22 protein-coding genes are annotated in these 23,546 nt (G+C 44.2%); 12 read left to right on the forward strand and 10 right to left on the reverse strand.

Annotation, left to right across the window (positions count from 1 at the left end; genetic code table 11):
* Positions 1 to 21: 21 nt before the first annotated feature.
* From VHA02S_RS13155 to VHA02S_RS13165, 3 genes are all read right to left on the reverse strand, one after another.
* The gene (locus VHA02S_RS13155; protein WP_038899204.1) at positions 22 to 561 is read right to left on the reverse strand and encodes a nucleotidyltransferase family protein; all 540 of its coding nucleotides are present in this window, start codon (positions 559 to 561) and stop codon (positions 22 to 24) included.
* Positions 562 to 569: 8 nt separating this feature from the next.
* Positions 570 to 947, reverse strand: coding sequence for an MmcQ/YjbR family DNA-binding protein (locus VHA02S_RS13160; RefSeq protein WP_009697183.1), 378 nt, complete (start codon positions 945 to 947; stop codon positions 570 to 572).
* A gap of 85 nt (positions 948 to 1,032) precedes the next feature.
* Positions 1,033 to 1,926, reverse strand: a complete 894-nt coding sequence (locus VHA02S_RS13165; protein ID WP_009697182.1) for a LysR family transcriptional regulator — start codon at positions 1,924 to 1,926, stop codon at positions 1,033 to 1,035.
* A 160-nt stretch (positions 1,927 to 2,086) separates the two neighbouring features.
* On the opposite strand from VHA02S_RS13165, the gene VHA02S_RS13170 reads away from it, so the two are divergent.
* A complete protein-coding gene (locus VHA02S_RS13170; RefSeq protein ID WP_050567835.1) occupies positions 2,087 to 2,956 on the forward strand; it encodes a Vmh family MBL fold metallo-hydrolase in 870 nt (289 codons plus the stop codon).
* Positions 2,957 to 3,021: 65 nt separating this feature from the next.
* Here VHA02S_RS13170 and VHA02S_RS13175 read toward each other — a convergent pair whose 3' ends face one another.
* Positions 3,022 to 4,623, reverse strand: a complete 1,602-nt coding sequence (locus VHA02S_RS13175) for a DEAD/DEAH box helicase (RefSeq protein WP_038899206.1) — start codon at positions 4,621 to 4,623, stop codon at positions 3,022 to 3,024.
* Positions 4,624 to 5,524: 901 nt separating this feature from the next.
* Here VHA02S_RS13175 and VHA02S_RS13180 point away from each other — a divergent pair.
* The 3 genes from VHA02S_RS13180 to VHA02S_RS13190 are packed head-to-tail and all read left to right on the forward strand — an operon-like array spanning position 5,525 to position 9,222.
* Positions 5,525 to 6,880, forward strand: coding sequence for a TackOD1 domain-containing metal-binding protein (locus VHA02S_RS13180; RefSeq protein WP_038899207.1), 1,356 nt, complete (start codon positions 5,525 to 5,527; stop codon positions 6,878 to 6,880).
* The gene (locus VHA02S_RS13185) at positions 6,867 to 8,183 is read left to right on the forward strand and encodes a glycosyltransferase family 2 protein (protein ID WP_017819371.1); all 1,317 of its coding nucleotides are present in this window, start codon (positions 6,867 to 6,869) and stop codon (positions 8,181 to 8,183) included. The genes VHA02S_RS13180 and VHA02S_RS13185 overlap by 14 nt, the downstream gene beginning before the upstream one ends.
* A gap of 1 nt (position 8,184) precedes the next feature.
* Entirely contained in the window at positions 8,185 to 9,222 is a 1,038-nt protein-coding gene (locus VHA02S_RS13190) for an HlyD family secretion protein (protein WP_038899208.1), read from the forward strand.
* 68 nt (positions 9,223 to 9,290) lie between these two features.
* On the opposite strand, the gene VHA02S_RS13195 is transcribed toward VHA02S_RS13190, so the two are convergent.
* Complete coding sequence (locus VHA02S_RS13195) at positions 9,291 to 9,998, reverse strand: lipoate--protein ligase family protein (RefSeq protein WP_038899209.1); 708 nt, start codon at positions 9,996 to 9,998, stop codon at positions 9,291 to 9,293.
* A 238-nt stretch (positions 9,999 to 10,236) separates the two neighbouring features.
* On the opposite strand from VHA02S_RS13195, the gene VHA02S_RS13200 reads away from it, so the two are divergent.
* Both VHA02S_RS13200 and VHA02S_RS13205 read left to right on the forward strand, forming a co-directional pair.
* A complete protein-coding gene (locus tag VHA02S_RS13200; RefSeq protein WP_038899210.1) occupies positions 10,237 to 10,701 on the forward strand; it encodes a hypothetical protein in 465 nt (154 codons plus the stop codon).
* A gap of 79 nt (positions 10,702 to 10,780) precedes the next feature.
* Positions 10,781 to 11,107: a DUF4156 domain-containing protein gene (locus tag VHA02S_RS13205; RefSeq protein WP_038899211.1), complete on the forward strand. Its 327-nt coding sequence runs from the start codon at positions 10,781 to 10,783 to the stop codon at positions 11,105 to 11,107.
* Between the two features lie 54 nt (positions 11,108 to 11,161).
* Here the strand turns inward: VHA02S_RS13205 and VHA02S_RS13210 are convergent, their stop codons facing one another.
* Positions 11,162 to 12,211: a hypothetical protein gene (locus VHA02S_RS13210; protein WP_038899212.1), complete on the reverse strand. Its 1,050-nt coding sequence runs from the start codon at positions 12,209 to 12,211 to the stop codon at positions 11,162 to 11,164.
* A gap of 437 nt (positions 12,212 to 12,648) precedes the next feature.
* Positions 12,649 to 13,797: an aminotransferase-like domain-containing protein gene (locus tag VHA02S_RS13215; protein WP_038899213.1), complete on the reverse strand. Its 1,149-nt coding sequence runs from the start codon at positions 13,795 to 13,797 to the stop codon at positions 12,649 to 12,651.
* Positions 13,798 to 13,921: 124 nt separating this feature from the next.
* On the opposite strand from VHA02S_RS13215, the gene VHA02S_RS13220 reads away from it, so the two are divergent.
* Both VHA02S_RS13220 and VHA02S_RS13225 read left to right on the forward strand, forming a co-directional pair.
* Complete coding sequence (locus VHA02S_RS13220; RefSeq protein ID WP_009697173.1) at positions 13,922 to 14,791, forward strand: AraC family transcriptional regulator; 870 nt, start codon at positions 13,922 to 13,924, stop codon at positions 14,789 to 14,791.
* Positions 14,792 to 14,883: 92 nt separating this feature from the next.
* The gene (locus VHA02S_RS13225; RefSeq protein ID WP_029790113.1) at positions 14,884 to 15,798 is read left to right on the forward strand and encodes a LysR family transcriptional regulator; all 915 of its coding nucleotides are present in this window, start codon (positions 14,884 to 14,886) and stop codon (positions 15,796 to 15,798) included.
* Positions 15,799 to 15,870: 72 nt separating this feature from the next.
* On the opposite strand, the gene VHA02S_RS13230 is transcribed toward VHA02S_RS13225, so the two are convergent.
* The 3 genes from VHA02S_RS13230 to norR all read right to left on the reverse strand — a co-directional run bounded on the left by VHA02S_RS13230 (position 15,871) and on the right by norR (position 18,838).
* On the reverse strand, positions 15,871 to 16,404 hold the full coding sequence (locus VHA02S_RS13230) for a cytochrome b (RefSeq protein WP_009700145.1): 534 nt from the start codon (positions 16,402 to 16,404) through the stop codon (positions 15,871 to 15,873).
* A gap of 156 nt (positions 16,405 to 16,560) precedes the next feature.
* A complete protein-coding gene (locus VHA02S_RS13235) occupies positions 16,561 to 17,208 on the reverse strand; it encodes an HAD family hydrolase (protein WP_038899214.1) in 648 nt (215 codons plus the stop codon).
* A 97-nt stretch (positions 17,209 to 17,305) separates the two neighbouring features.
* Complete coding sequence (gene norR, locus VHA02S_RS13240; RefSeq protein WP_038899215.1) at positions 17,306 to 18,838, reverse strand: nitric oxide reductase transcriptional regulator NorR; 1,533 nt, start codon at positions 18,836 to 18,838, stop codon at positions 17,306 to 17,308.
* 190 nt (positions 18,839 to 19,028) lie between these two features.
* On the opposite strand from norR, the gene norV reads away from it, so the two are divergent.
* The 4 genes from norV to VHA02S_RS13260 all read left to right on the forward strand — a co-directional run bounded on the left by norV (position 19,029) and on the right by VHA02S_RS13260 (position 23,259).
* Positions 19,029 to 20,531, forward strand: a complete 1,503-nt coding sequence (gene norV, locus VHA02S_RS13245; protein WP_038899216.1) for an anaerobic nitric oxide reductase flavorubredoxin — start codon at positions 19,029 to 19,031, stop codon at positions 20,529 to 20,531.
* A gap of 10 nt (positions 20,532 to 20,541) precedes the next feature.
* On the forward strand, positions 20,542 to 21,690 hold the full coding sequence (gene norW / locus VHA02S_RS13250) for an NADH:flavorubredoxin reductase NorW (protein WP_038899217.1): 1,149 nt from the start codon (positions 20,542 to 20,544) through the stop codon (positions 21,688 to 21,690).
* Positions 21,691 to 21,732: 42 nt separating this feature from the next.
* Positions 21,733 to 22,071: a TehB family protein gene (locus VHA02S_RS13255; RefSeq protein WP_009697167.1), complete on the forward strand. Its 339-nt coding sequence runs from the start codon at positions 21,733 to 21,735 to the stop codon at positions 22,069 to 22,071.
* A gap of 330 nt (positions 22,072 to 22,401) precedes the next feature.
* Positions 22,402 to 23,259: a DUF2608 domain-containing protein gene (locus VHA02S_RS13260; protein WP_009697166.1), complete on the forward strand. Its 858-nt coding sequence runs from the start codon at positions 22,402 to 22,404 to the stop codon at positions 23,257 to 23,259.
* The last annotated feature ends 287 nt before the right edge of the window (positions 23,260 to 23,546 follow it).

The raw sequence follows: 23,546 nt of genomic DNA on the forward strand, positions 1-23,546 counted from the left end.
ATATATCCGAGAACCTTGAGGTTACTTGAGTACAAGTTTTAGGTTTGGCCAAATGGTTAGCCAATTTTTCTGAGTTAATCGCTGTCGAAATAAAACCAATGGTCGTTCTGGATTCCAAGTCAGGTAACCTCTAAACAAAGACTCAAATCCGAACGCTGAAATGCACTCTATCTGGTTCTTTTCGTTCAATCTGGCAGCAACCGCCGTCTCTTTTTCTGGCCAGTAACTCATCGCATCCAAGGTAGTTTGGTATGGCTTATCACCATTCCTTAGGTGCATGTTTGCTTGATTACGTACTTGCCAGTTGAACTCTGGCATCATTGCAGTTAACTGGGCTTCATAAATCAACGCCGCCTTGTCATCTATTTCATTTGGGTCGAAGTAGACAATATCAAGGTCATTGAGTGGGGTTGGCTGCGGTTTGTGATGAAGATGGTCCCAAACTAGATTTCGTACGAAGCCTGCAGCAATGTAGCAATCTGGTAAAGCCAGTGAGCGAGCACATTCCATTGCTTTCATACGCTCAGGGTCGGCGAGCAATAATTGAACAAGATCTTCCATGTTCACCCTTAAGATTTGGCTGGTGGCAGCTCAATGCCCAATTCATCGCGTTTTCGCTTACTCAAGCCAAGTGCAACTAATCGATAAGATTCTGATAAATAGTACTTTAGCTCTTCGTCTAGGCGTCCGGAGGTTTCCGTTTGTTGAATCCACTTCATACCACGGTTTGCGAAATAAGGGGCAGGAATATAGCCTTCATAATCACTTAAAAAATCGAAGTTTAAAGGGGAAGTCTTAAACGTAAATGCAGGCTGCTTGTCTTTACTCCAGCCACCAATAGCAAATACCTTTCCACCGACTTTCCAAACGTGCGCATCACCCCATTGAACAACATGAGAAGTAGCAGCGAATGAGCCACAGAATTGATTAAATTCATCGTATGTCATGATGACGTCTCAACCTATCTTAGTCACGGATTTCGCTAGACTAACACAGGTTGAGAGTAAGGTTAGGACGTTTGCGGAAAAGTGCTCACCAGCGCTTGGATTCCGACATGCTAATGGAGAGATGATCGATAAAGGCTCTTAATAACGGTGTGACTTGTTTACGTGTGCCATAGATGGCATGAACGCCTAACGTTTTTGGGTGCCATTCTGGTAACAGCTGAATCAACTTACCCTCAGTGAGCAAATCCTTCACGGTTGGGAAAGGCTGTAAGCTGATTCCGTTACCATTTAAAGCGGCAGCAAGCAGTACTTCTGGGGTATTCGCGCTGATATTGCCTTTGATGGAGACTGATTCATCACCGTTTGGTCCAGAGAATATCCACTCGGAACGACCAAAATAGCTAAAGGAAAGACAATTGTGGTGTCCTAGATCTTGGGCGTTTAACGGTGCGCCTTTTTGTTCGATATATTTGGGGGACGCACATATCACCGAGCGGCATTCACCTAATTGCTTTGCTACGACATTAGCAGGTAACTCATTGGTGATGCGTATGGCAAGATCAATGCGTGATTCCACAAGGTTTACGGTTTCATCTGTCGACACAATATCAATCGCCACATCTGGCCATTGTTCAACAAAGCTTGTGATTGCATCAATGAGGAAGCTACTCACAATGGAATAGCTTGCGGTAATACGCAATTGACCTTTTAGATTCACTCGATTTTGGTTTCGGATTCCGCTTAGGGACTCTTCAAGTGCAAGTAGCTCTCGTGCAATCTCAAGCGTCTCTTTCCCTGCACTGGTTAAGCTGAGGCTTCGAGTTGTGCGGTGGAGTAAACGAGTATCCATCCACTTTTCGAGCTCACCTAAATAACGTGTCACTTTAGTTCGCGAAAGATCGAGATGCTCAGCGGCAGCACTTAAGCTTCCTCGCTCTACGATCGTGACAAAGACGTTCATTGCCTCAAGTCTGTCCATTCTGTTGCTTCACCTTAAGAAAATCGCCGTCACAGTATATGTCCGGATTTCGCAATAGTGAAAGTTGATTTGCTGTCTATTTCATCTAAAACCAATCAAATAAGATGACCTCAACACTAAACGAGCCGCATGAGTTGGTTCTCTAATACGGAATAAGATGATGAATAAGCGTTCAATTACTCTACTGATTACAGCACTAGCGGCATCGAACTATGTGTCGGCTGCGGACTTAACGATTACCCACTACAACCCCGGTAAAAATGCGATCTTTCCTGCAAGCTCTGTGCTTGTTTCTGGTGAAAAAGAGCTGATGTTGTTTGACGCACAATTTAGCGTCAAAGACGGAAAAAAATTGGTGGAACAGATTAAAAACAGTGGCAAAGAGCTGTCGATGATTTACATCAGCAGCGGTGACCCAGACTATTATTTTGGCTTAGAGCCTATTGTTGCTGCATTCCCTGATGTAAAAGTGGTTGCGAGCGAAGCGGTTGTTAAACATATCGAACGTACAAAAGACGCGAAACTGGCGTACTGGGGACCTATTTTGGAAGAGGGGGCACCATCAAAAATTGTTGTGCCTACTGTGCTCAATGACACCACCCTGACGCTTGAAGGTAAGCGCATTGAAGTAAAAGAAATCAATACTCATGATGCTTACCTTTGGGTGCCTGCGGAGAAAACGGTATTTGGTGGTGTATCGGTTTACAGTGGTGTTCATGTTTGGATGGCGGACACTCAGTCGAAACAAGAGCGTGCTCAATGGTCTCAATCGTTGGAGCGCATGAAAGCACTGAAACCAAAAACCGTGATTCCGGGACACTACCTTGGTGATATGCCGAAAGGTGTGGAAGGTGTTCAATTCACTATAAACTACATCGCAGACATTGAGCAGACGTTAGAAAAGTCAAGCAAGCCATCATCAAGCGAGATTTCGGCAGCGATGAAGGCTAAGTACCCACAGTTTGCTGCGACAGAAGGCGATCTTGAACTGGGCGCGAAAGTGCTAAGTGGTGAAATGGAATGGCATTAATCTAAGCTTGCTATTCGCCATACTGCCCAAAAAAACAGCCCCTCATTGTGAGGGGCTGTTTTTTATTATTTTGCTGCTTGTGGACGTGGCTTGCGACGTTGTCCTGATGGCTTGTTGCCTGACGGTTTGCCGTTTGAAGGTTTTGCACCCGCAGGTTTACCGCTGTTAGGCTTGCGGTTTCCTGATGGTTTACCACCGTTACCATTTTTATTTGCGCCTGATTTGTTCGTATTAGGCTGTTTGGTATTCGGCTTGTTACCGCTTGGCTTGTCGTTTGTGCGATCTTGACCATCACGGTTGCCTTTTGGCTTACCAGCGCCGCCTTTGCCTGATTTGTTTTCGCCCTTGCCTGATTTGTTTTCGCCCTTGCCATTTTTGTTGTCGCTGTTGAAACGACGCTTTGGTTTGTTGTTACCGCCGTTGTTTTTCTTCTCAGCTGTTTGACCGTTTTCACCTTCTACTTTTGGCTTCTTAGGCTTTTTCGGTTTCTTTGGCTTGATAGGGCGAGTATCAAGCTTCGACTCTGGCAATACGTTAGTTGGTGCGTAGCCTTCCAGTTCTTTACGAGGCAGCAGTTGTTGAATTAAACGTTCAATCGCAAACAACTCGGATGCTTCAAGTGCGCATACTAAAGAAATCGCTTTACCCACTTCACCAGCACGACCGGTACGACCGATACGGTGAACGTAGTCTTCAGCTACTTTTGGCAGCTCAAAGTTAACCACTTGAGGAAGCTGAGGAATGTCGATACCGCGCGCAGCGATGTCTGTTGCGACTAATACGCGAACTTCGCCAGATTTAAAGTCAGCCAGAGCTTTAGTACGTGCGCCTTGGCTCTTATTGCCGTGAATTGCAGCTGCTGTAATCTTTTGGTCGATTAGGAACTTGGCTAAGCGGTTCGCGCCATGCTTAGTTTTGGTAAATACCAATACTTGTTTCCAATCGCCATCTTTGATCAGCTTGACCAGCATTGGTGCTTTCTTCTTCACGTCTGCTGGGTAGATGCATTGTTCTACGGTGCGTGCTGTCGAGTTTGCTGGGTTAACTGAAATCTCAACAGGGTTGTTGACCAGACCTTTCGCAAGCTCACGGATTTCGTTTGAGAATGTCGCAGAGAACAATAGGTTTTGACGTTGCTTCGGTAGCAATTCAAGAATCTTGCGAATGTCGCGAATGAAACCCATGTCAAGCATGCGGTCTGCTTCGTCCAGTACTAGCATTTCTAGTTGGTCGAACTTCACTGCATTTTGGTTGTATAGGTCCATTAGGCGGCCTGGTGTTGCAACCAATACGTCTGCACCTTTACGCAGGCGAAGCATTTGTGGGTTGATCTTCACACCACCAAATACCACTGCACTCGTTAGAGGTAGGTGACGGCTGTACATGAATACGTTTTCTTGTACCTGGGCAGCAAGCTCACGAGTTGGTGTCAGCACCAATGCGCGGATGTGGTTGCCGCGTACGCGTGGACCGTTTGACAGACGTTCAAGAATTGGCAGCGTAAAGCCCGCCGTTTTACCTGTACCAGTCTGTGCTGCTGCCATTACGTCTTTCCCTTCCAAAACAGCAGGAATTGCTTGAGCCTGAATCGGCGAAGGGGTGTCGTAGCCTTTTTCCTGAATAGCCTTAAGGATTGGAGCAGATAGACCTAACGAGGTAAAACCCATATGTATGATTCTCAATTGTCGAGTTTGATAACAAGGCGTCGATTTTATGCGCGACGCGAAAAGTGCGACATTCTGAGGCTTTTGGGCGTTAGCTTCAACTATTTCCGTCATGGATAAATGTTTGAGGTAGATCTCATTTCGAAATTGAGTGAGTTAATCAAGCGATTTGAGCGTTGAAGAAGAGCTCTCATACCTTTGGCATTTTTGGTCGTGATGATAGAGGAGGGAGGCTTAACAACACATTTCATAGATATGAATGCTGTTGCTAAATGTAATTGTTGCTTATTAATTTAAAGGTGTCTTTTTTATTTTATAATATTTGGTTATGCAAATTAAATTATCTTTCTATTTATAAAGCAAAAATATAGCAAACGATAAAACGACGCTTTGTAATTGAAAATTAAGAATTAATCTAATTGATTTCATGTGTGTAAAGTGAAGATGAAAAAATAGAAATAATCGTCTTAACAATGAGACCAATTGCTGTGCTTAAATGCTGAACGCCGAAACGGCTATTAAAATAAATAGATATAGTGGTAATAAGAGCGATCATAAACCACATAGATAAATGATATTCAGCTTGCTTAATAAAGGTTCCTTAATGTTCTCGTTTCTTCGTATTAATTTAAAATATATATCCTCATTTCTTTATTATAAGTTCAACGTTATTCTTTCTGTCAATTAATTGACTGCTTCGGCGTGCCAGCGTGAAAGTACCGCTATGTAACGCCCTGATTTGAAAATTATATAAATTCACTGCTGTTTACCTGACCACGTCATTTAGCGGTTCGGGTTCAAGGCATTTTTTGCGTTCCTGTCGATTAAATTATTCAAAAAAGATCTGTAAAGGTTCTATATTTTTAATTAGTAGGTCGTTCTAATATTTGTGTGAGTAATAATCATGTTAATTGAGAATGAAAAGTTCTATTGGCTCGGGGATAAACCAACTGAATACGAACTTGAAAATGTAGAGTATATCAATGACGTAGAGGCACTGCCTGCTGGTATGGGAGGTATGTTTTGTGTAAACGCTTCGGAACCAAAGCAACTTGAAGGAATACTTAAAGCTTTTTACCAACAGCAAGAGCGATGGAGTTGGGCTGTCTACACCACGATTGAAACACCATATTCTCGATGTGTTACTGATGGCACTTTTGATTTAACGACGTCCTATAAAGCATGGCAAAGCTCGCGAAGCCGCCTTGAATCGGTATCTCAAGTGACGTCGTTAGATCCGCTGATTGGCTGGCTTGGCATAAATAGAAACCGCAGATTAACGGCGATGAAAAGCCTTGAATCATCTTCAATTTATACGTATCCACTGATAGAAGCGTTTTACCCTGACATTTACTCAACCTATCGCTACGTGCTGTCCGAGAAAGCACGAGATATTTTAGAAAGTGAACAACTGATGGATCGTATTCGTGTCTGTACGCATTGCAACAGCGGCCACTTGAATTACGTTGAAGTTTGCCCTCAATGCAGCAGTATCGACATTGAGTCTCAGAGTTCGCTCCACTGCTTTACTTGTGGTCACGTTGGTGAGCAGCAGTCATTTCAACGCCGCGGTAAGTTGGAATGCCCAAAGTGTTTAACGCAACTAAGACACATTGGTGTGGACTACGACCGCCCTCTAGAGAATCACGTTTGTAATCAGTGCTCTAATCTTTTTGTTGAAGCAGCAACGATGAGCCAATGCTTGAGTTGTGATGAGAAGATGAAGGTTGATGATCTCGTTGTGCGCAAGCTGTACCAATACCGTTTAGGTGAAGCAGGAGAATACATATTCCAGCACGGAAAGTCCTCTCAAGCTCCTGAGCTCTCAATCAAAGGTAAGGTTGAGAACAGTTTCTTCCAGAACTTACTCGCGTGGCTAAATAAAGTCGCTATGCGCCACAAAGAGCATCACCTACTTTTGGGGTTACACCTTCCATCTTTAGATGAGTACGGAAAGCAGCACGGTGACGCCAAGCTTTTCTCCTTGATGGATCAACTGACTAAGCGTCTTAGTGAGATATTCAGAGATACGGATATCTGCTGCCAATTTAAGCAAGATGTGTTGCTGGTGCTCATGCCGAATACCGAAACGTCTAGCTTATCGGTATTGCAGAACAAACTCTCGGTACTGGGAAGCCAAATTGAAGATGAAGAGTTTGAACTCAATGTCTTCTCATGGGCACTTCCTCAAGCAAGTATTGAAGATGGCGTAGCGGTATGGTTAGAAACACTGGTTGGTGATATTTATGCTGCAAGATAGTCTTGTTCTGCTTGATTATCTTCGCGGGATGCTGCTGCACAATGAAGAGCTGTGGCTACTGCTATTCCCGGTCATGATTATTATCGAACTGCCCTTGTACCTGTTGGTATTAACGGGCATTTTTCGATGGTCGTATGATCAGGAAGACGTTGAGTTGACGCAGTTTCCATCGATCAGTTTTGTCATCACTTGTTATGGCGAAGGGGATGCGATTGGAATCACCATCGACACTTTAGTTGAACAAGTGTATCCGGGTCACATAGAAATTCTCGCCGTCGTAGATGGCGCGGTACAGAACCAAGATACTTACCAAGCGGCGTTGAACGGAGAACTACGTCACGCTGGCGTCCGCAATCGCAAAGTACGGGTTATTCCAAAGTGGCAACGTGGCGGTCGAGTGTCGACTCTTAATGCTGGTTTATCTGTTGCTCAGGGCGAGATTGTGATTAACGTCGATGGTGATACCTCCTTTGATAACGACATGGTGTTTACCATGATGAAACAATTTACATCGAAAGATGTGATTGCAAGCGGAGGCGCGTTACGGGTTAGAAATCATGACGCCAATATTCTGACAAAAATGCAGTCCTTAGAATACATGTTGTCCATGCAAGCAGGCAAAACTGGGATGGCAAAATGGGGCGTATTAAATAATATTTCAGGTGCGTTTGGGGCTTTTAGAAAAAACTTACTCAAACAAGTAGGTGGCTGGGATACGCATACTGCAGAAGATTTGGATCTAACCATGCGTTTAAAACAATATAAGCGACGCTATCCAAACAATAAATTAGCTTTTGCCACACATGCGATTGGGCATACCGATGTTCCAGATACCTTAAAAGGGCTAGTTATGCAGCGTTTAAGGTGGGATGGCGATTTGCTTTTCCTATTTTTGCGTAAGCACAATGAAGGATTATCACCATCTCTTTTGGGGTGGGGTAATTTTCTATTTACTCTCGCTTATGGTGTGGTTCAAAACGTCTTATTACCTTTGTTAGTTGTTATTTTTACCGTGTATATGCTTATAGCGTATCCGCTTAAATTTGTTTTAGCGTTAATGCTGTTGCTGTACTTAACGTATTTATTTCTCTCTTTAATTATATTTATTGTTTATATCGGGCTGGTGTCTGAGAGAAGAAAAGAAGACTTAAAATTTACGAAATGGCTATTTCTATACCCCGTTTATCAGTTTTTCATGCGTCTAATAACGGCGTTTTCGATGGTGAATGAGGTAGTAAGACGCAGTCACGAAGAATCTAGCATGGCACCTTGGTGGGTATTGAAACGAGGCAAAAAGTTTTAGTATGAAAGTTAACTTTCACTTAGATAAAAAGAACAAGCCACAATCTGAGAGTGGCATGAAAGTCGCCTACGGTCAGGCGAAGCGTGGTGGTTATCGACTTCGTTGGTATCTGATTTTGGCAATTGTCATTAGCCCGCTGTTATTTATGGCTTATTACTTGTTTAAGACGCAGATTCTAGTGACTGCGCCCGGTATCGTGACCTCTTATCCATTAACGATAACGGCGACTCAAGCCGCAATTGTTGGACCGATTCCGGCGAATGTTGGAGACGAGGTAGGCAAGGGGCAGTCTTTAATTCTATTGGCAGATAGTGCGTTAAACAAAGAAGTCGAGTTTTTACAAAAAGAGTTGGTTTCGTTGTCCAATAACAAGGTTCAAAGTACTGATGAGTTGTACCAGCAAGCGATAGCCAGTGCCAAAACAAGCCTCGCTAAGGTGCAACAAATTCAGCAAAAGTACGACCAATTTAGAAAGAAAGGTCAGGTGTCGGAAGTGGATTACGCTGCGGTAGTTAACGTGAGCAATGCCATTGATAGCCAATTGAGCGACCAAGAAATAGCTTACATCAATGCCAAACGTGATAGAGAGCAATTGACATTGGCAGGTCCGGTTGCACAGCAGTATCGAGCGTTAATGCAAGAGCTTGTCGTAAAGCGTGCCCAACAAGAGAGCTTGACGTTTAGAGCACCGTTTAGTGGTCGAGTTTTGGATATTCATGTTCATGAAGGTCAGCGCGTTACAGAGAATGCACCATTATTGACGGTAGCTCAGAACGTAACACCGGACATTACTGCATTTTTAAACCCTAAGTATCTGGATTACAGCCAAAAAGGAACCAAAGCGAAGGTCATCTTCCCTGACGGTAAAAAGTTATCTGCGACAGTTTCAAGGCCGGTTGAAGTGGTTAACAAGCTACCCCAAGAGCTGCAAAGCCCATTTGAGGGTCAACCAGCGTACCTGAAAGTCACATTATCTTTTGACGAACCCGTAGAGCAAACGAGATGGATTGAGGGCGTTGAAGTGGAAGTTCGTTTTTAACTTAATGAGTTTAATAAATGATAAAAGGGAGCAAATGCTCCCTTTTTTGATGAATATCGCGAATAGACTCAACGCTTCGCGTGATCCAAAAACGCTTGAGTCAGCGTTTGAAACAACGTATCAACACTTAGTTTTTGTTCTATATGGTCGAATAGGGGAGTATGAACGTCGCCACGAATATCATCGTTATGCCCGCAAAGGCGATTACATAGCTTTACTGGTTCAACGATTTTTTCTACGTCAGCATCTATGAGAATACAGGCTTGAGAGAGCACTACTTGTCCTCCGCCTTTTTTCAGTAAGACACGTTGTGCTGTCCCAACCACTTTTTTCCCATCAATATTTAAGTTGTATTCGCCATCACAATAGGAGTTTGGCGTAGCGTGCACATCAACTTTGACACCTAACTGTTTAAAAAACACGGCGAGTACGGAACATAAGTCGAGATACGCTTTTTTAATGTCGTAAGGTTGACCTTCAGGCCAGTGGTAGATATGAGAGAGGTTTATGATCCCCGGAACCTGTGGAACTGGTGCACCGCCGGTTTTACGTGAAAACAGCCTCCAACCTGAGTCTGCTAGACCTTGTTCTAGTTGCTCTGAAATTGTCCACTTCTTACCTGCTGGAAGCACTAGCGTAGGGCTTTTGACTTGCCACAACAGTAATACTTGAGAAAGTTGACCAGATTGAACAAGCTTGATTAACTCGTCTTCTTTGCTGAATACGTCAGCTACTTCTTTAGATTGGTAACGGATCAGTTTGTTTTTCGAAGTCAAATTCAGTCCCTCTTGCCGCTTACTCCTCTGTTTTACTCTAATTTGGTCAAAAAGCAAATCGCCTAGTTATTTATGTTTTCTATTAAATTATTAACTAAAACATAAACTTAATAAAAATCCATTTAATTAAGCTAAATTTTAATGATTTTATTTCAGGTGCAAGTGTTGCGTATGCAATGATTGTTGTGTAATCTTTTTTGTACCGTGAGTCCCAACAACATGAAAAGAGAATATCGCTATGAAAAAGACACTCAGCTTTGCTCATCGAATCACCTCTATTAGTGCATACCTGCTCATCATGAGCTTTTTCACCAGTACAGTCGCGGTTGAGTTGTTTGGTGATCATCACACAATTTTGGCGGTTAAAACTTATATCTCGTACGCGATTTGGGCAGTTGTCCCTCTTATGGCAGCAGCCGGCATAACCGGATCAAAGATGGCTCCGAATGTGAAAAAAGGACCTCTAGCGGCAAAGAAAAAGCGTATGCCTTTCGTTGCGATGAACGGCATCTTGATTTTGGTTCCGGCGGCGATTTATTTGCAGCATTTAGCCGCAAGTAATCAGTTTGATACGACCTTCTATGTTGTTCAGTTGGTTGAGTTGCTTGCTGGTTTCACGAACCTAACATTGATGACGCTGAACATTCGCGATGCGCGTGCATTAAAGAAGCCTAAGAAAGCTCCTAAACGAGCGGTTATGTAAAGCATAAAAATAATTTGTTGGTCATTGTCTAAACGATAAATAGAATCCGCAGACGATTTAATTCTAAGGCGATGAAATTATGAAAAAGTTAATGACTGGTGCAGCATTAGCAGCGTTATTAACTGGCTGTGTGACGTTCCCAACACAAGAGTCTGAACAAGTAAAAGTGATTTGGGATGACGCAAACGCAATCGCGAACTGCCAACATTTAGGTACAGTGATCGGTTCAGAAGGTCACTTCTATGACTACTGGTTGCATGCGGACAAAGATATGGTTTGGGGAACGCTGAACCAAATGCGTATCAAAGCTGCTGAACTGGGGGGGGACACTCTTTATTTGTACCAACCGTTTGGTTTTTCGAGCTCAGTGACAATGTTCGCTAACGCGTATAAATGCCAGAACTAATAAAAGCAGACCTGAGGTCTGCTTTTGTTTTTGTGTAATCGTCAATTTTGCTATCTAATTCAAGCCCGCCGTTGCCATGGCGACCGCATCAGTAAATGACACCGAGAATGCTTCGTCGGTATTCAACACTTTCGCAGGAAATTCTAGGCTAAGCTTCATTTCGGATGCGACTTCCGACTCGATACTGGTAATGAAAGTGCGTGTTTCTCCCGGAGCAATCACCAGAACAGTTCCACTTTCTGGACCGAGTTCAGCGATTCCCACGGTTGTTAGACCATTTCCCTCGCTGTCCACTAAGCTCAATAAGGATTCTGATTTGTAGATAAGTTCACCTTTGTCTGTTTGGTATGCTCTAAACGTATTGAAGTTTGGTTGTAGTTCACCATCAGCGGATAGGTTAGTCACAGAGAAGGTCACATTGGAGCCATCGAACTTTTCAACTTTAACCAAAACATTTGGGTCTTGATAGCGAGCTGCTGCTGCGGCTGCCGCTAACTCTTGCTGTCTTTCTTTCTCACGTTCTACTTCTTCTTGGCGCGCCTTTTCTTCTGCGAGCTTCGCTTCTTCTTCAGCAATACGTTTTTCTGCCATCGAATAAGAGTTATCGACCATTGTTAGCAGAGCTGGTATTGAAAATGCAGTTAACCCCTCTAAATGGTCAAAATCGATTTTTGCATGCGTAGTGAGTTGGTTGGTTGAGAACTGGCAGTGCCCGTCAATAAGGCTCACAAACGCTACTTCAAAAGTCCCTTGAAGCTTACTCACTTCTACGCCTGCTTTTTCGATGTTTTCTCGTACTTGCTTGATTTCCTCTAATGACTGCTTGGATAACGGTCCATTTGGTGAAACATTGTTAGAGACAGAGACAAGCTCTTCGGTCACAAACGGATTATTTTTTGCTGGGACAACAGTAGTGATTAGATTTGATTTGGTGATGTCTTCACCCAGCAATATCGTCATTTTCTGAGAAGCGGCGGTCTTGTTACCCGCTAGTACGTCGCTACAGTTTGGTGAATTGCCCGCATGCGCTGTTTGTATGGCTGCGAGAGAAAGCATGGCGGACAAGCCCGTGAAGACGAGTCCTTTCGATGGTCGATTGTTCATCCTGATAAACCCCTCTGTAATATGATGCGCTAAGCCGACGTGTATAAGACCAATCGCGGATTGGTATAGCGACATTCAGAATGGTTGTAATTGCGTCCTCACCACGTTCATCTTCACAAGACGACATTGCTGATGGTGTCAGCTCGACTTTCGATGGTGATAAGCCATCACGATCAAAAGTGTTTGAACTCGCAGATGATGCTGCAAGGGCGATGTCTTTTTTCTGAAAGATAGACGTAACTTTTCCAAGCTTCAAATACGTGATCGAGATCTATTTTTTGCGATAGTGCGAGGATCAAGCGAAAACAGACACTTAAGCTAGAGAGTTGATTTTGAGAGAAAAAAATAAATTTTTTAGGGAACTTTTTATACTGCTGCCTTTGGGACTTAATTCGCATCCCAAAGGCAGGTGATTGGATTCTAAAGGGGAATTCGTATTACAGCGCGTTCAGTACATCAGCTAAACGGGTTACGGCAACTCTGAGTTCATCAGGTGTTGCGTTGGTGAAGTTCAAGCGAAGCGCTGCTTTTACTTCTGAACCTTCTGGGTAGAACACTGGGCTCGGTACGACAGCTACACCGTTCGCAAGCAATGACTTCGCTAGCTCAAACGTATCGCACTCTGGAATCTCCACCCATACGAACATGCCGCCATCAACCGGTTTCAATACACAACTTGTCGGAAGCTGTTTTTCTAATTCTGCATACATCACGTCGTAGCGCGATTTGTATAGCTCACAAATAGTAGAGATGTGGGTTGCAAAGTTATCGTGTTGCAATAGACCGTGCAACAGAGCTTGCATAGGCACGCTAGAATGCAGGTCTGCACCCTGTTTGATTTTAATCAGTGGCTCTAGGTATCTGGTTTTACCCGTTACAACACCGATTCGTAAACCCGGAGAAGCGATCTTAGAGAAAGAACGCAACACGATAGAGTTTTGTGGGCAGAAGTCAGATACCAAAGGCAGAACTTCACCAGAGAAGCGTAACTCGCGGTATGGTGCATCTTCAATGAAAGCCACGTTGTATTGAATACAAAGCTCCGCAACCTTTTGGCGTGTTTCCAGTGCCCAGCAAACACCTGTTGGGTTATGGAAATCTGGCACGGCGTAGAACATCTTCGGTTGTTGCTTAGCGAAGCATTGCTCCAGCTCATCAAGATTTGGACCAAATTCTGTTTGAGAAACGGTAACGATGTTTGCTTGAACCAAACCAAACACCTGCATGGCACCCAAGTAACTTGGCGCTTCCATCACGACTTTGTCACCTGGATTCACGTAAGCACGTGCGATCAAATCCAAACCTTGTTGGGAGCCAGTAGTGATCATCGCAGTGTGTGTTTCAGGCAGTTTGAAGTAACCGTTTAGGAAGTTTAGTAGTGGTCCATAGCCTGCCGTTGAACCGTATTGGAAAACTTCAGGCATGTTTGCCAAGTTCTCTAATGTTGGCTTCATCAGCTCGATAGGAAAGGTTTTTTCATCTGGCAAACCACCAGCAAGTGAGATGACGTTTTTATCGCTAGCGGCAGCGAGGATCTCACGAATGTACGATGACTTTACTTGTTGCAGTGACTGTGCGATTTCCATGTGTTGTGTTTCTCGTATTTTTTAATTTTATGTGAAAGATAGTACATGGGATTTGCTAACTAAGGTGTGTCCATTTATGCTGTTAAACATGTCCATTTATGCTATTTCAGTAAAGCGATAAGTTATGAGCCAGCAACAGGTTTCCAGAATCAATGACGTGCTGTTCTATATTCATCAAGACATCAGTAGAGAATTATCCGCCAAAGAGCTAGCTGATGTAGCGGCGTATTCTGAACAGCACTTCCACCGTATATTTAAAGATGTAGTGGGTGAGTCTATTCATCAATACATACGTCGTACGCGAATGGAATACGCCGCAAACCAGTTGATGTTTGATACTAAATCGTCGGTATTGGAAATTGCTAATAAGTGTGGTTTCAGCTCAGTGTCGTCTTTTAGTCGTGCTTTTAAAGCGACGTTTGAATTGTCTCCAGGAGCATGGCGTAAGCATGACCTTCATGTGGCAGAAAAGCCGTATTTGAAGGATCCGGAAGTGGCAGCAGGGTATCATCGAGTCGCAAAGCGCACTCTACCAGAGCCAAAGATTATTGAAGTTCCACAACGCTTTGCTGCGTACGTTCGCCATGAAGGTTACAACCGTTCGATTCGTAATGCGTGGCTGGTGCTGAAAGCGTGGGCGAACTCTGAGCAGCGTGATTTCTCTACTCAATATGGTTTGCACCATTCCAACCCTGCTTGGGTAGAGCTGGATAAGTGTCGCTATGTCGCGTGCATGGCGATTGATAAACCGCTTAAATACCGTGGTGTGGTGAATCAAATGACCATTCCAGGTGGCTTACACGCGGTGTTCCGATTAACAGGCGTCTATGGTGAGCTTTTGCCGCAAATCAGCATGGTATTGGAAAAGTGGTTACCTAACTCTGGTTTTAAGCAACGTTCGACACCTGCTTATGTGCACTATCATAAAAACCATTTTCTTAATCACGAAGAAGTCTTCGAGTTAGATTTCTATTTACCTATCAGTTTCTTCTAAAAGTCTTTGCTTCAAATTGATTGCTTTACTATTGTGTGGGAAGAAAATAATCATTAATAACCTCAGACTTTATAGAATAAGTTGAAAATGAAATGAACATAGAACATCTAAAACTTTTCGTTCGTTTAGCATCGACCCACAATATCAGTATGGCGGGACAAGAGCTGGGATTATCTCCTGCGGTTGCTAGTGCCCATATTAATAAATTGGAAGAAGGTTTGGGTGTGCGCCTCGTACATCGAACCACGCGCAAGGTCTCGTTAACAGAAGAGGGGCAGGCATTCTTACCTCATGCTGAAGAAGTGTTGGCAACGGTTGAAGCGGCACGAGGTGCTGTAGGTGTTGGTCACAAGGCGCCAACAGGGACGTTACGAGTCACCGCATCTGCATCTTTTGGGCGCTTGCATTTAGTGCCAGCACTTAAAGGGTTTATGGCAAAGTACCCAGAGCTGACCATTGATTTTCGCTTCTCCGATTCGATTATCGACATGGTGGAAGGTGGCTTCGATGTTGCTGTTCGCCTTGCCGAGCTCAAAGACTCGTCTCTGGTGGCACGCAAACTTGCTCCAGATCGTCGTATTGTTGTCGCGTCACCGGAGTATTTGGCGCAGCATGGCGCACCTCAATCGCCAGAAGAGCTTGTAAATCATGAATGTGTGACTTTGGCTGGTTTGGAGAACTGGGTATTTGAAACCCCAGAAGGGCAGTACTCGATGCGCGCTTCTGGCAGCTTTAGAACCGACAATGGTGATGCAATGCGTGATGCTTGCATTGATGGGCTTGGGGTTTCAATTAACTCGATTTGGAGTGTATACAAACAGCTACAAAAAGGCGAGTTAGTCGAAATATTACAAGACTATCCATTAGTGATGAATGCGAGTATCTGGGCGGTCTACCCGAGCTCTCGCCTGATCGCCCCTAAAGTTAGAGCGTTTATTGACTATTTCGCGGAGTATTACGGTCAACCGCCTTATTGGGAGCTTGAACTGGCAGAACAGCAAAAGTAGCCTGAATAATATTCAATGGAAACGCCACTTAATTCGCATTAAGTGGCGTTTTTTCTTATAAAGTTAAGAAGATTAGCTGCGACCAAGCATACGTGAGATGGTGCCATCCTTATCGATCACTTGGTGTTTGATAGCGCCAGCAACGTGCAAAACAAACACTAAGATGAGCACTTCTACCGCAGAGTGATGAATCGTTGAGCCAAGCTCTTGCAGCCAAGGTGTTTCTGCGCCTTCTGCGATGATCACCCACCCGAAAATATCAACAGCTCGACCACCGCCAGCACTCATAGCAATACCAGAGATAGGCATTGCTAAGGTGGCTAACAGTAGAATACCGTGGACTGCCTTGGCTGCTTTATCTTGCCATGCTGGCATCTCAGAAGCTGGTGGTAGAGCGCCTTCTTTTAAGCGCCACACTAGACGAGCAAGAGCGATAACTAAAAGGATAGCGCCTAGCGATTTATGAATCCCGTACCATTCGAATTTTACTGGGCTGCGTGGTAAATCCACCATGTATAAACCAAGTGCGAACACACCAATAAAAGCGAGTCCAGTTACCCAGTGCAAAGCGATAGTTTGCCAAGTTAAAGGCGTTTTGTTGAGCATAAGATAATCCTCTTTTTCTTTGTGGTTATGCGAACGATTATCCATTAATGTTGTGAATAGAACTACACATGCCAGTGTAAAGTTGGGTAAATTTTGTTCACAAAAAACGCTCCGAAAGTTGGAGCGTTTTGCGTTAATTCAATGAGCAAAAATTGCTTAGCCTTGCTTTAACTCAGCGAGAGCGTGGTGCAGTGAAGGAACGATCGCATGACCAAATCCACGCACTTCCTCACAAGGTTCAACGAGGTCTGGGATTTGGAAAGTTACCATGTTGGCAGCAACAGCAGCACGAACGCCATTATTTGAATCTTCAAAGGCGAGACATTTGGTTGGTTCTATGTCTAAACGACTTGCCGCAAGCAAATAAATTTCTGGATCGGGTTTACCGTGTGAAACTTCACAGCCGGTAGTTAAGTTGTCGAAATACTGGCTCAAACCTGCCAATTCCAACTTCTTTTTCGCCACTTCTTTTGCTGTAGAAGTGGCAACAGCAATGGGTAACCCTTGATCTTTCAACCATTCAAGTAGCTCAATCACTCCTTCTTTGACCGGAATGGCTTGGTGTTTAACTACCGCATCGTATCGGTCGCGCCATTCTTTGTGTAAGCGATCAAGATCATCCCCATAAGCTTTGCGGAAAATCACTTCAATGCCGGCTGCATTGCGACCAATGATTGAAAGGTAAACGTCTTTATAGAATGGGAGGTTTTGTGCTTCACACGCTTCTTGGAAAATGCGCATGCACACACGTTCCGTATCGAGGAGTAAACCATCCATGTCAAAAATAGCAGCTTGAAAATTCATTACGTTATGACTTGTCGATTGAGATGGCGCATTTTGACATAAGCGAAAACGATTTTCTTGTGGAATTCCACCATCTCACATGCTTTTTACTCAATCCTTATTTTATTCCTAAGCGTTTTGCTAAACGGTGCAAATTACCGTTATCCAGCTCAAGTTGACGTGCCGTTGCTGCCCAGTTACCTTGGTTCTCTTCCAGTGCTCGAACAATCATCGCTTTTTGGAATGCGTCTGTGGCTGGTTTTAATCCGCCTTCTGGCAGCTCTAAGCGAGAGTTTTGTTTCGTTTCTTCAACGTTCTTGATGTTCTGATTCGGCGTTCGAATATCAAAATCTTGTTCGACTAACTCAATATCCATGGAATGGGTGCGTGCTTTTGCCAAAACTCCAGCCCGTTTGATGACATGTTCGAGTTCTCGAACGTTGCCTGGCCACGAATAATCCTTAAGTGCGTGAACGAGCGTAGGGGACAAGCGAATGCTGTTCAATCCGAGCTTACTTCTCAAGTGTTCAGCAAAGAAGCCCGCCAGCAACACAACATCATCCTCGCGTTCGCGAAGAGGTGGCACATGAAGTGGGAAGACGCTTAGGCGGTGATATAAGTCGGCTCGAAAACGCCCAGCGGTGACTTCTTCATGCAAAATACGGTTGGTGGCGGCGACAATGCGTGTATTGACTCGGATATGACGGTCGTCACCCACTCGTTGGATGTCGCCGTATTGTAGGGCTCGAAGTAACTTGGCTTGTAGCTCTAATGACAGTTCACCGACTTCATCCAAAAACAGTGTGCCGCCATCTGCTTGTTCGAATTTACCCTTACGATTACTGATTGCGCCCGTAAATGCGCCTTTGATGTGCCCAAACAGTTCGCTCTCTGCTACGGACTCAGGCAGAGCCGCACAGTTGAGGTAAACCAAGGTATTGCTGGAACGATTGGAGCGATGGTGAATAGCGCTGGCGACTAATTCTTTACCCACGCCAGTCTCACCCATGATCAGTACAGACAACTCGGTATCGGCGACTGCATCTATTTGTTCTTGAAGATTCTTCATCCCCTGAGAGTTGCCAATGATTTCGTTGCTCAAGGTGCGTTTTTCGGCGTAGGAATCACGTGGCAGGCTCGTTTGAGTTTCTAGTTGCTCTAACAGTAGAGCTGTATGTAAGCCACCTGCGGCTAATGCACTAACAAAACGTAATTCTTGGTTACGCAACCCATCAAATTGGTTGGGGTCGAAGGCGTCAATCGTAATAGCACCAATGAGTTGATCGTCGATCAGCAAAGGTAAACCAATGCAGGAATGGACATGCAGTTTGTCATCGTGGTTTGGAATCAAGCCGTCGTAAGGATCAGGTAAGTCGCTGTCAGAGGGAAAGCGCACGATGTCGCCAGCTCGGGCAATGGCTTCTAACCTTGGGTGCTGCTCAATGGAGAAACGGCGTCCCAGCACTTCTTCTGCCAAACCATTGATCGCTAATGGCTTAAAGTGCTGATCTTCATACAAAAGAAGGGCCGAAGAGTCACACTTTAATACCTCTCGAATCGTGGTCAACAACGTATCAAAACGAGCTTGCTGAGTGAGTGCCGAGTTAAGGTCTTGCGTGATGTGTAGCCACTGCGCGATTAAAGAAGTCATAACCAATACCAATTGTGTCAATATGACTATTGTAGTGTCTTAATGACAATTTTCAACTGTGTCGTAATGACAGTCTTTATTGTTGGTTTTGTTTTAACTTGTTGAAAATAAAGGAAGTAAAAAGTTGGCATGCCCGATGCTATATAAAAGTCAGTTCTTCTTATTTATTTCGTCATTCAAGGTAGTAATTATGACAATTCACGTAAAAAACAACATTCATTGGGTAGGTCAGCGCGATTGGGAAGTTCAGGACTTCCATGGTACAGAATACAAAATGACAAAAGGTACCAGCTACAACAGTTATCTAATTCGTGAAGAGAAAACCGTACTGATTGATACGGTCGATCATCGATTCAGTCAACAATTCATCCAAAATTTAGAGATGGAAATCGACCTTAAGTCTATCGACTTTATCGTGGTAAACCATGCAGAAGAAGATCACTCGGGCGCATTGTCTGCATTGATGGAGAAGATTCCGAACACGCCAATTTACTGTACAGAAGCGGCGATTGACTCCATCGTTGGTCATCACCACCATCCCGAGTGGAACTTCAAAACCGTAAAAACGGGCGACAGTATCGATATCGGTAATGGCAAGCAACTGGTGTTTGTGGAAGCGCCAATGCTACATTGGCCGGACAGCATGATGACATACCTAACGGGCGATGCGGTGCTATTCAGTAACGACGCATTTGGTCAGCATTACTGCGATGAACGTCTGTTCAATGATGAAGTGGACCAAAATGAATTGATGGAGCAGTGTTTGCGTTACTACTCAAACATCCTAACGCCATTTAGCAGCTTGGTAACCGCTAAAATCAAAGAAGTACTGAGCTTCAACTTGCCTGTCGACATGATCGCAACGTCACACGGTATTGTATGGCGCGATAATCCGGTTCAAATCATCGAGCAATACTTGGCGTGGGCAGACAATTATCAAGAAGATCGCATTACGATTTTCTACGATTCTATGTCAAACAACACTCGAATGATGGCCGATGCCATTGCGCAAGGCATTCACGATGTCGACCCTGGTGTGGCGGTTAAAGTCTTTAATGTCTCTAAGCATGATAAGAATGAAATTCTCGCCAATGTATTCCGCTCAAAAGGCATTTTGGTTGGTTCTTCTACCATGAATAACGTCATGATGCCGAAGATCGCAGGCATGTTAGAAGAAATTACCGGTCTGCGCTTTAAAGCGAAGAAAGCCGCTGCGTTCGGTAGCTACGGTTGGAACGGTGGTGCGGTGGATCGTATCCATGCTCGATTGACTGACGCAGGCTTTGAAACGGCGGTGAGCTTGAAAACCAAATGGCGACCAGATGGTAAAGCGATGCGAGAATGTCGCGAACATGGTCAAAACATCGCGAAATTGTGGGCAAAGCATGACCTGACAAGTCCTGTTATTTCTCCGGCGATTGCTGCGTCTGCACCACAAGTTCAATCACAACCCACTGCACAAGTAGCAACACAAGCTGTGGTAGATGTTGCTCCTAGTAACCCTAGTACCGAGGCGCATCCTGCAGATTGTCAATGCATGGTTTGTACGGTTTGCAATTGGGTTTACGACCCAGCTAAAGGTGAGCCTAATCAAGGTGTTGAACCAGGTACGGCTTGGACTGAAGTGCCAGATTACTTCTTGTGCCCAGAATGCCACTTGGGTAAAGACGTTTTTGTCGAATACAACGGGTAAGGGGGCGAATATGCAAGCTCCTATTGTGATTATTGGTAGCGGCTTTGCGGCTTACCAATTGGTGAAAACAGTGCGTCGAATGGACGCACATATTCCGCTACAAGTGTTTACTGCTGATGATGGCGCGGAATACAACAAGCCTGATTTGAGTCATGTATTTAGCAATAAGCAAACCGCCCAGGACCTAGTGGTTAAGAGTGGAGAAGCGTTTGCACAGGAACACAACATTGAGTTATTTGCCCATACCATGATTGAGCATGTCGATGTGCAAGCTCAGCAAGTGGTAGTCAATGGTCAAGTCTATCCTTACTCCAAATTGGTATTTGCGACAGGTGCGAGAGCCTTTGTGCCACCGATGTCAGGCAATGCGGCATCTGAGGTGATCACGTTAAATTCACTCCAAGAATACCAATTGGCAGAAGAGAAAATTAGCCGTGCGAAACGTGTTTTAGTGATTGGTGGTGGGTTGATCGGCGTCGAGATTGCCATGGATCTCGCGACCAGTGGTAAAGCGGTTACGGTGGTTGAGCCAAATCCCCGTTTGCTCGCTAACCTGATTCCTGAATTCGTCGCATTACCGCTCGAAAACCAACTTAAGCAGCAAGGTATTCAACTTGCTTTGGATACTGGGGTTGTCGCGATCAATCACTCAGATGATTCGCTGGTAGCAAGCGTGAGCAAAGGTAATGCAATCGAAGCCGATGTAGTGATTTCAGCGGCGGGTTTACGTGCTAACACTTGGTTAGCGAAGGCTTGTGGGGTGTGCGTCAATAAAGGCATCAAGGTGGATGCTCGATTACAGACATCAGCAGCCAATGTATTTGCATTAGGCGATTGCGCCGAGATCCAAGGTCGAATGATGCCGTATCTCCAACCGATCGTGCTAAGTGCCAATGTGTTAGGCAAACAGCTACTGGGGCAAGAAGCAGAGTTGAAACTACCACCTATGATGGTAAAGGTGAAAACGCCGAGCTACCCAATTCAATTAGCGGGCGATTTTAGTTCGGTGACGAACTGGAGCGTGCAGATTTCTCAAACTGGTATTGCCGCAAAGGCTGAAGATGAAAATAGCCGACTCAAGGGCTTCGTCGTGACGGGCGAACAAGTCAGCCAAGCATTTCCATTACTTCGAGAGTTGTCTCAAGCCGGTCAGGCTTAACCGATTTAAACGAAAAGAATTGTAATTAGAGAGGGTATCATTATGTCGCACTTACGAATTCCTAAAGACTGGACTGTTCAACGTTCAACGCCTTTCTTCACTAAAGACAATGTGCCACCAGCGCTACTGACTCATCATAATACCGCTGAGGGTGTGTTTGGGCAGCTGTGTGTCATGGAAGGGCAAGTGACTTACTACGGCTTTGCTGATGAAAATGCCACAGAAGCAGAATTGGTGGTGGTGATTAATGCAGGTCAGTTTGCTACCAGTCCTCCGCAATATTGGCACCGAATTGAGATGAGCGATGATGCTCAGTTCAACATCAATTTTTGGTCGAACAAAGATAAGAGTGGGCAAGCGATGTTCCACGCGAAGAAATAACGCATACAGAAGTGAATACAGCGCTAATTTGTCGGGAAGAAGCGTTTACTATCACACTATGCATTAAGCGTAGGCAAAAGAGCAGAGATTCGTCTCTGCTCTTTTTTGTCTCTTACTTTACGACGATTACAAATGATGTTGAATAATGGTTTGCGTACACAGAACTCCGACGAGAAGAGCGTTAAAACGAAACCGTGCTCTCATTTATGTAATGGATATCAATTATATAGTTGGAATGTAACAAAAAGTTACGATATTTTTGTTATGTTATAACGTAATTAATATTGAAAAGCTCGAGTTATTCGGAAAGAATCAACTTAAGGAAATACTATGACGCTAAAAAAAGTGGCTCTATTTTGCGCACTGGCATTCGCAACTAACGCAATGGCAGATGTGGAGGTCAAAGATACCAACAACTTTAACGATGTTGCGGCTAAAGTAAATCAGCTGAAAGAAGCAGGGAAAAATCCACTGATCGTGGTTGATATCGACAATACTTTGCTGACTTCGACTTCCGATATTGGGGGCGATATTTGGTACCAATGGCAACGCGGTAAATTGGATGTGAAGCCGAAAGATGGCGATAAAGTCGATTGTCTTTTTCAAGACTCTATCGGCATGCTGTACGAGCTAGTACCGATGAAAACCATCGAAAATGGCGTGCCTGCGATGTTGCGCGGCTGGCAAGATGATGGTCTAACGGTGATGGCTCTAACGTCTCGTTCTCCAAATTATCGTTACGCCACAGAGCGTGAAATGATGCGTAATCAATTTGATATGACACGCACTGCGCTTAAAGAGAAAGGTTCAGATGCACTGCCTATCTATATCGATAATCCCAAGCGCCCGCTGAGCTACATCAATGGCATAATGATGACCACAGGTATGAACAAAGGCACCATGCTTGAGTACATTTTAGATAAGACAGATCAAAGCTTTAGTGACGTTGTGTTTGTTGATGACAGTGAGAAGAACGTCGTCAATATGAAGAATGCCTACAAAGATGACAAAGCAGTAGATATGACAATCTTCCACTATACCAAAGTAGAGCATGACCGTATTGCAGCAAATGGAGCAGTACTAACACAGGAACAAGCAAATAAGATGGCGAGTGATTGGAAAGCGTTAAACAAAGTCCTGGACCAGATTGCGCCTGCACGTATGGGTGACACTTGTTTGGGTCAATAACCAGATGAAAAAGTGATTTAGGTTTGTTGCTTGTGCCGGGTTATTAATACCCGTTTAGAGAGATGGAGGGGTCCAATCGATTTTTTCGGATTATTTACTGGTCTTGCAACCTTATCCAAAGCGATATCAATGTTGGTATCGCTTTTTTTCTGCCTGTAGAAAGCTAGATTCGATCCTGTTCTGCTTATTCTGAAATCATTCAGGATTTGAATGGGTATAGAGGTCTAACTTGATGATTTTATAGACAATTAAATATCACTAAACTGTCATTTAAATAGGAATCAATA

The sequence above is a fragment of the Vibrio harveyi NBRC 15634 = ATCC 14126 = KCTC 12724 genome (assembly GCF_001591145.1).
Taxonomy (GTDB): Bacteria; Pseudomonadota; Gammaproteobacteria; order Enterobacterales; family Vibrionaceae; genus Vibrio; species Vibrio harveyi.

Bases quoted from the DNA above. Each gene is read 5' to 3' on its own strand.
- VHA02S_RS13155 (WP_038899204.1), bottom strand. From the start codon at position 561: ATGGAAGATCTTGTTCAATTATTGCTCGCCGACCCTGAGCGTATGAAA.
- VHA02S_RS13160 (WP_009697183.1), bottom strand. From the start codon at position 947: ATGACATACGATGAATTTAATCAATTCTGTGGCTCATTCGCTGCTACT.
- VHA02S_RS13165 (WP_009697182.1), bottom strand. From the start codon at position 1,926: ATGGACAGACTTGAGGCAATGAACGTCTTTGTCACGATCGTAGAGCGA.
- VHA02S_RS13170 (WP_050567835.1), top strand. From the start codon at position 2,087: ATGAATAAGCGTTCAATTACTCTACTGATTACAGCACTAGCGGCATCG.
- VHA02S_RS13175 (WP_038899206.1), bottom strand. From the start codon at position 4,623: ATGGGTTTTACCTCGTTAGGTCTATCTGCTCCAATCCTTAAGGCTATT.
- VHA02S_RS13180 (WP_038899207.1), top strand. From the start codon at position 5,525: ATGTTAATTGAGAATGAAAAGTTCTATTGGCTCGGGGATAAACCAACT.
- VHA02S_RS13185 (WP_017819371.1), top strand. From the start codon at position 6,867: ATGCTGCAAGATAGTCTTGTTCTGCTTGATTATCTTCGCGGGATGCTG.
- VHA02S_RS13190 (WP_038899208.1), top strand. From the start codon at position 8,185: ATGAAAGTTAACTTTCACTTAGATAAAAAGAACAAGCCACAATCTGAG.
- VHA02S_RS13200 (WP_038899210.1), top strand. From the start codon at position 10,237: ATGAAAAAGACACTCAGCTTTGCTCATCGAATCACCTCTATTAGTGCA.
- VHA02S_RS13205 (WP_038899211.1), top strand. From the start codon at position 10,781: ATGAAAAAGTTAATGACTGGTGCAGCATTAGCAGCGTTATTAACTGGC.
- VHA02S_RS13210 (WP_038899212.1), bottom strand. From the start codon at position 12,211: ATGAACAATCGACCATCGAAAGGACTCGTCTTCACGGGCTTGTCCGCC.
- VHA02S_RS13215 (WP_038899213.1), bottom strand. From the start codon at position 13,797: ATGGAAATCGCACAGTCACTGCAACAAGTAAAGTCATCGTACATTCGT.
- VHA02S_RS13220 (WP_009697173.1), top strand. From the start codon at position 13,922: ATGAGCCAGCAACAGGTTTCCAGAATCAATGACGTGCTGTTCTATATT.
- VHA02S_RS13225 (WP_029790113.1), top strand. From the start codon at position 14,884: ATGAACATAGAACATCTAAAACTTTTCGTTCGTTTAGCATCGACCCAC.
- VHA02S_RS13230 (WP_009700145.1), bottom strand. From the start codon at position 16,404: ATGCTCAACAAAACGCCTTTAACTTGGCAAACTATCGCTTTGCACTGG.
- VHA02S_RS13235 (WP_038899214.1), bottom strand. From the start codon at position 17,208: ATGAATTTTCAAGCTGCTATTTTTGACATGGATGGTTTACTCCTCGAT.
- norR (WP_038899215.1), bottom strand. From the start codon at position 18,838: ATGACTTCTTTAATCGCGCAGTGGCTACACATCACGCAAGACCTTAAC.
- norV (WP_038899216.1), top strand. From the start codon at position 19,029: ATGACAATTCACGTAAAAAACAACATTCATTGGGTAGGTCAGCGCGAT.
- norW (WP_038899217.1), top strand. From the start codon at position 20,542: ATGCAAGCTCCTATTGTGATTATTGGTAGCGGCTTTGCGGCTTACCAA.
- VHA02S_RS13255 (WP_009697167.1), top strand. From the start codon at position 21,733: ATGTCGCACTTACGAATTCCTAAAGACTGGACTGTTCAACGTTCAACG.
- VHA02S_RS13260 (WP_009697166.1), top strand. From the start codon at position 22,402: ATGACGCTAAAAAAAGTGGCTCTATTTTGCGCACTGGCATTCGCAACT.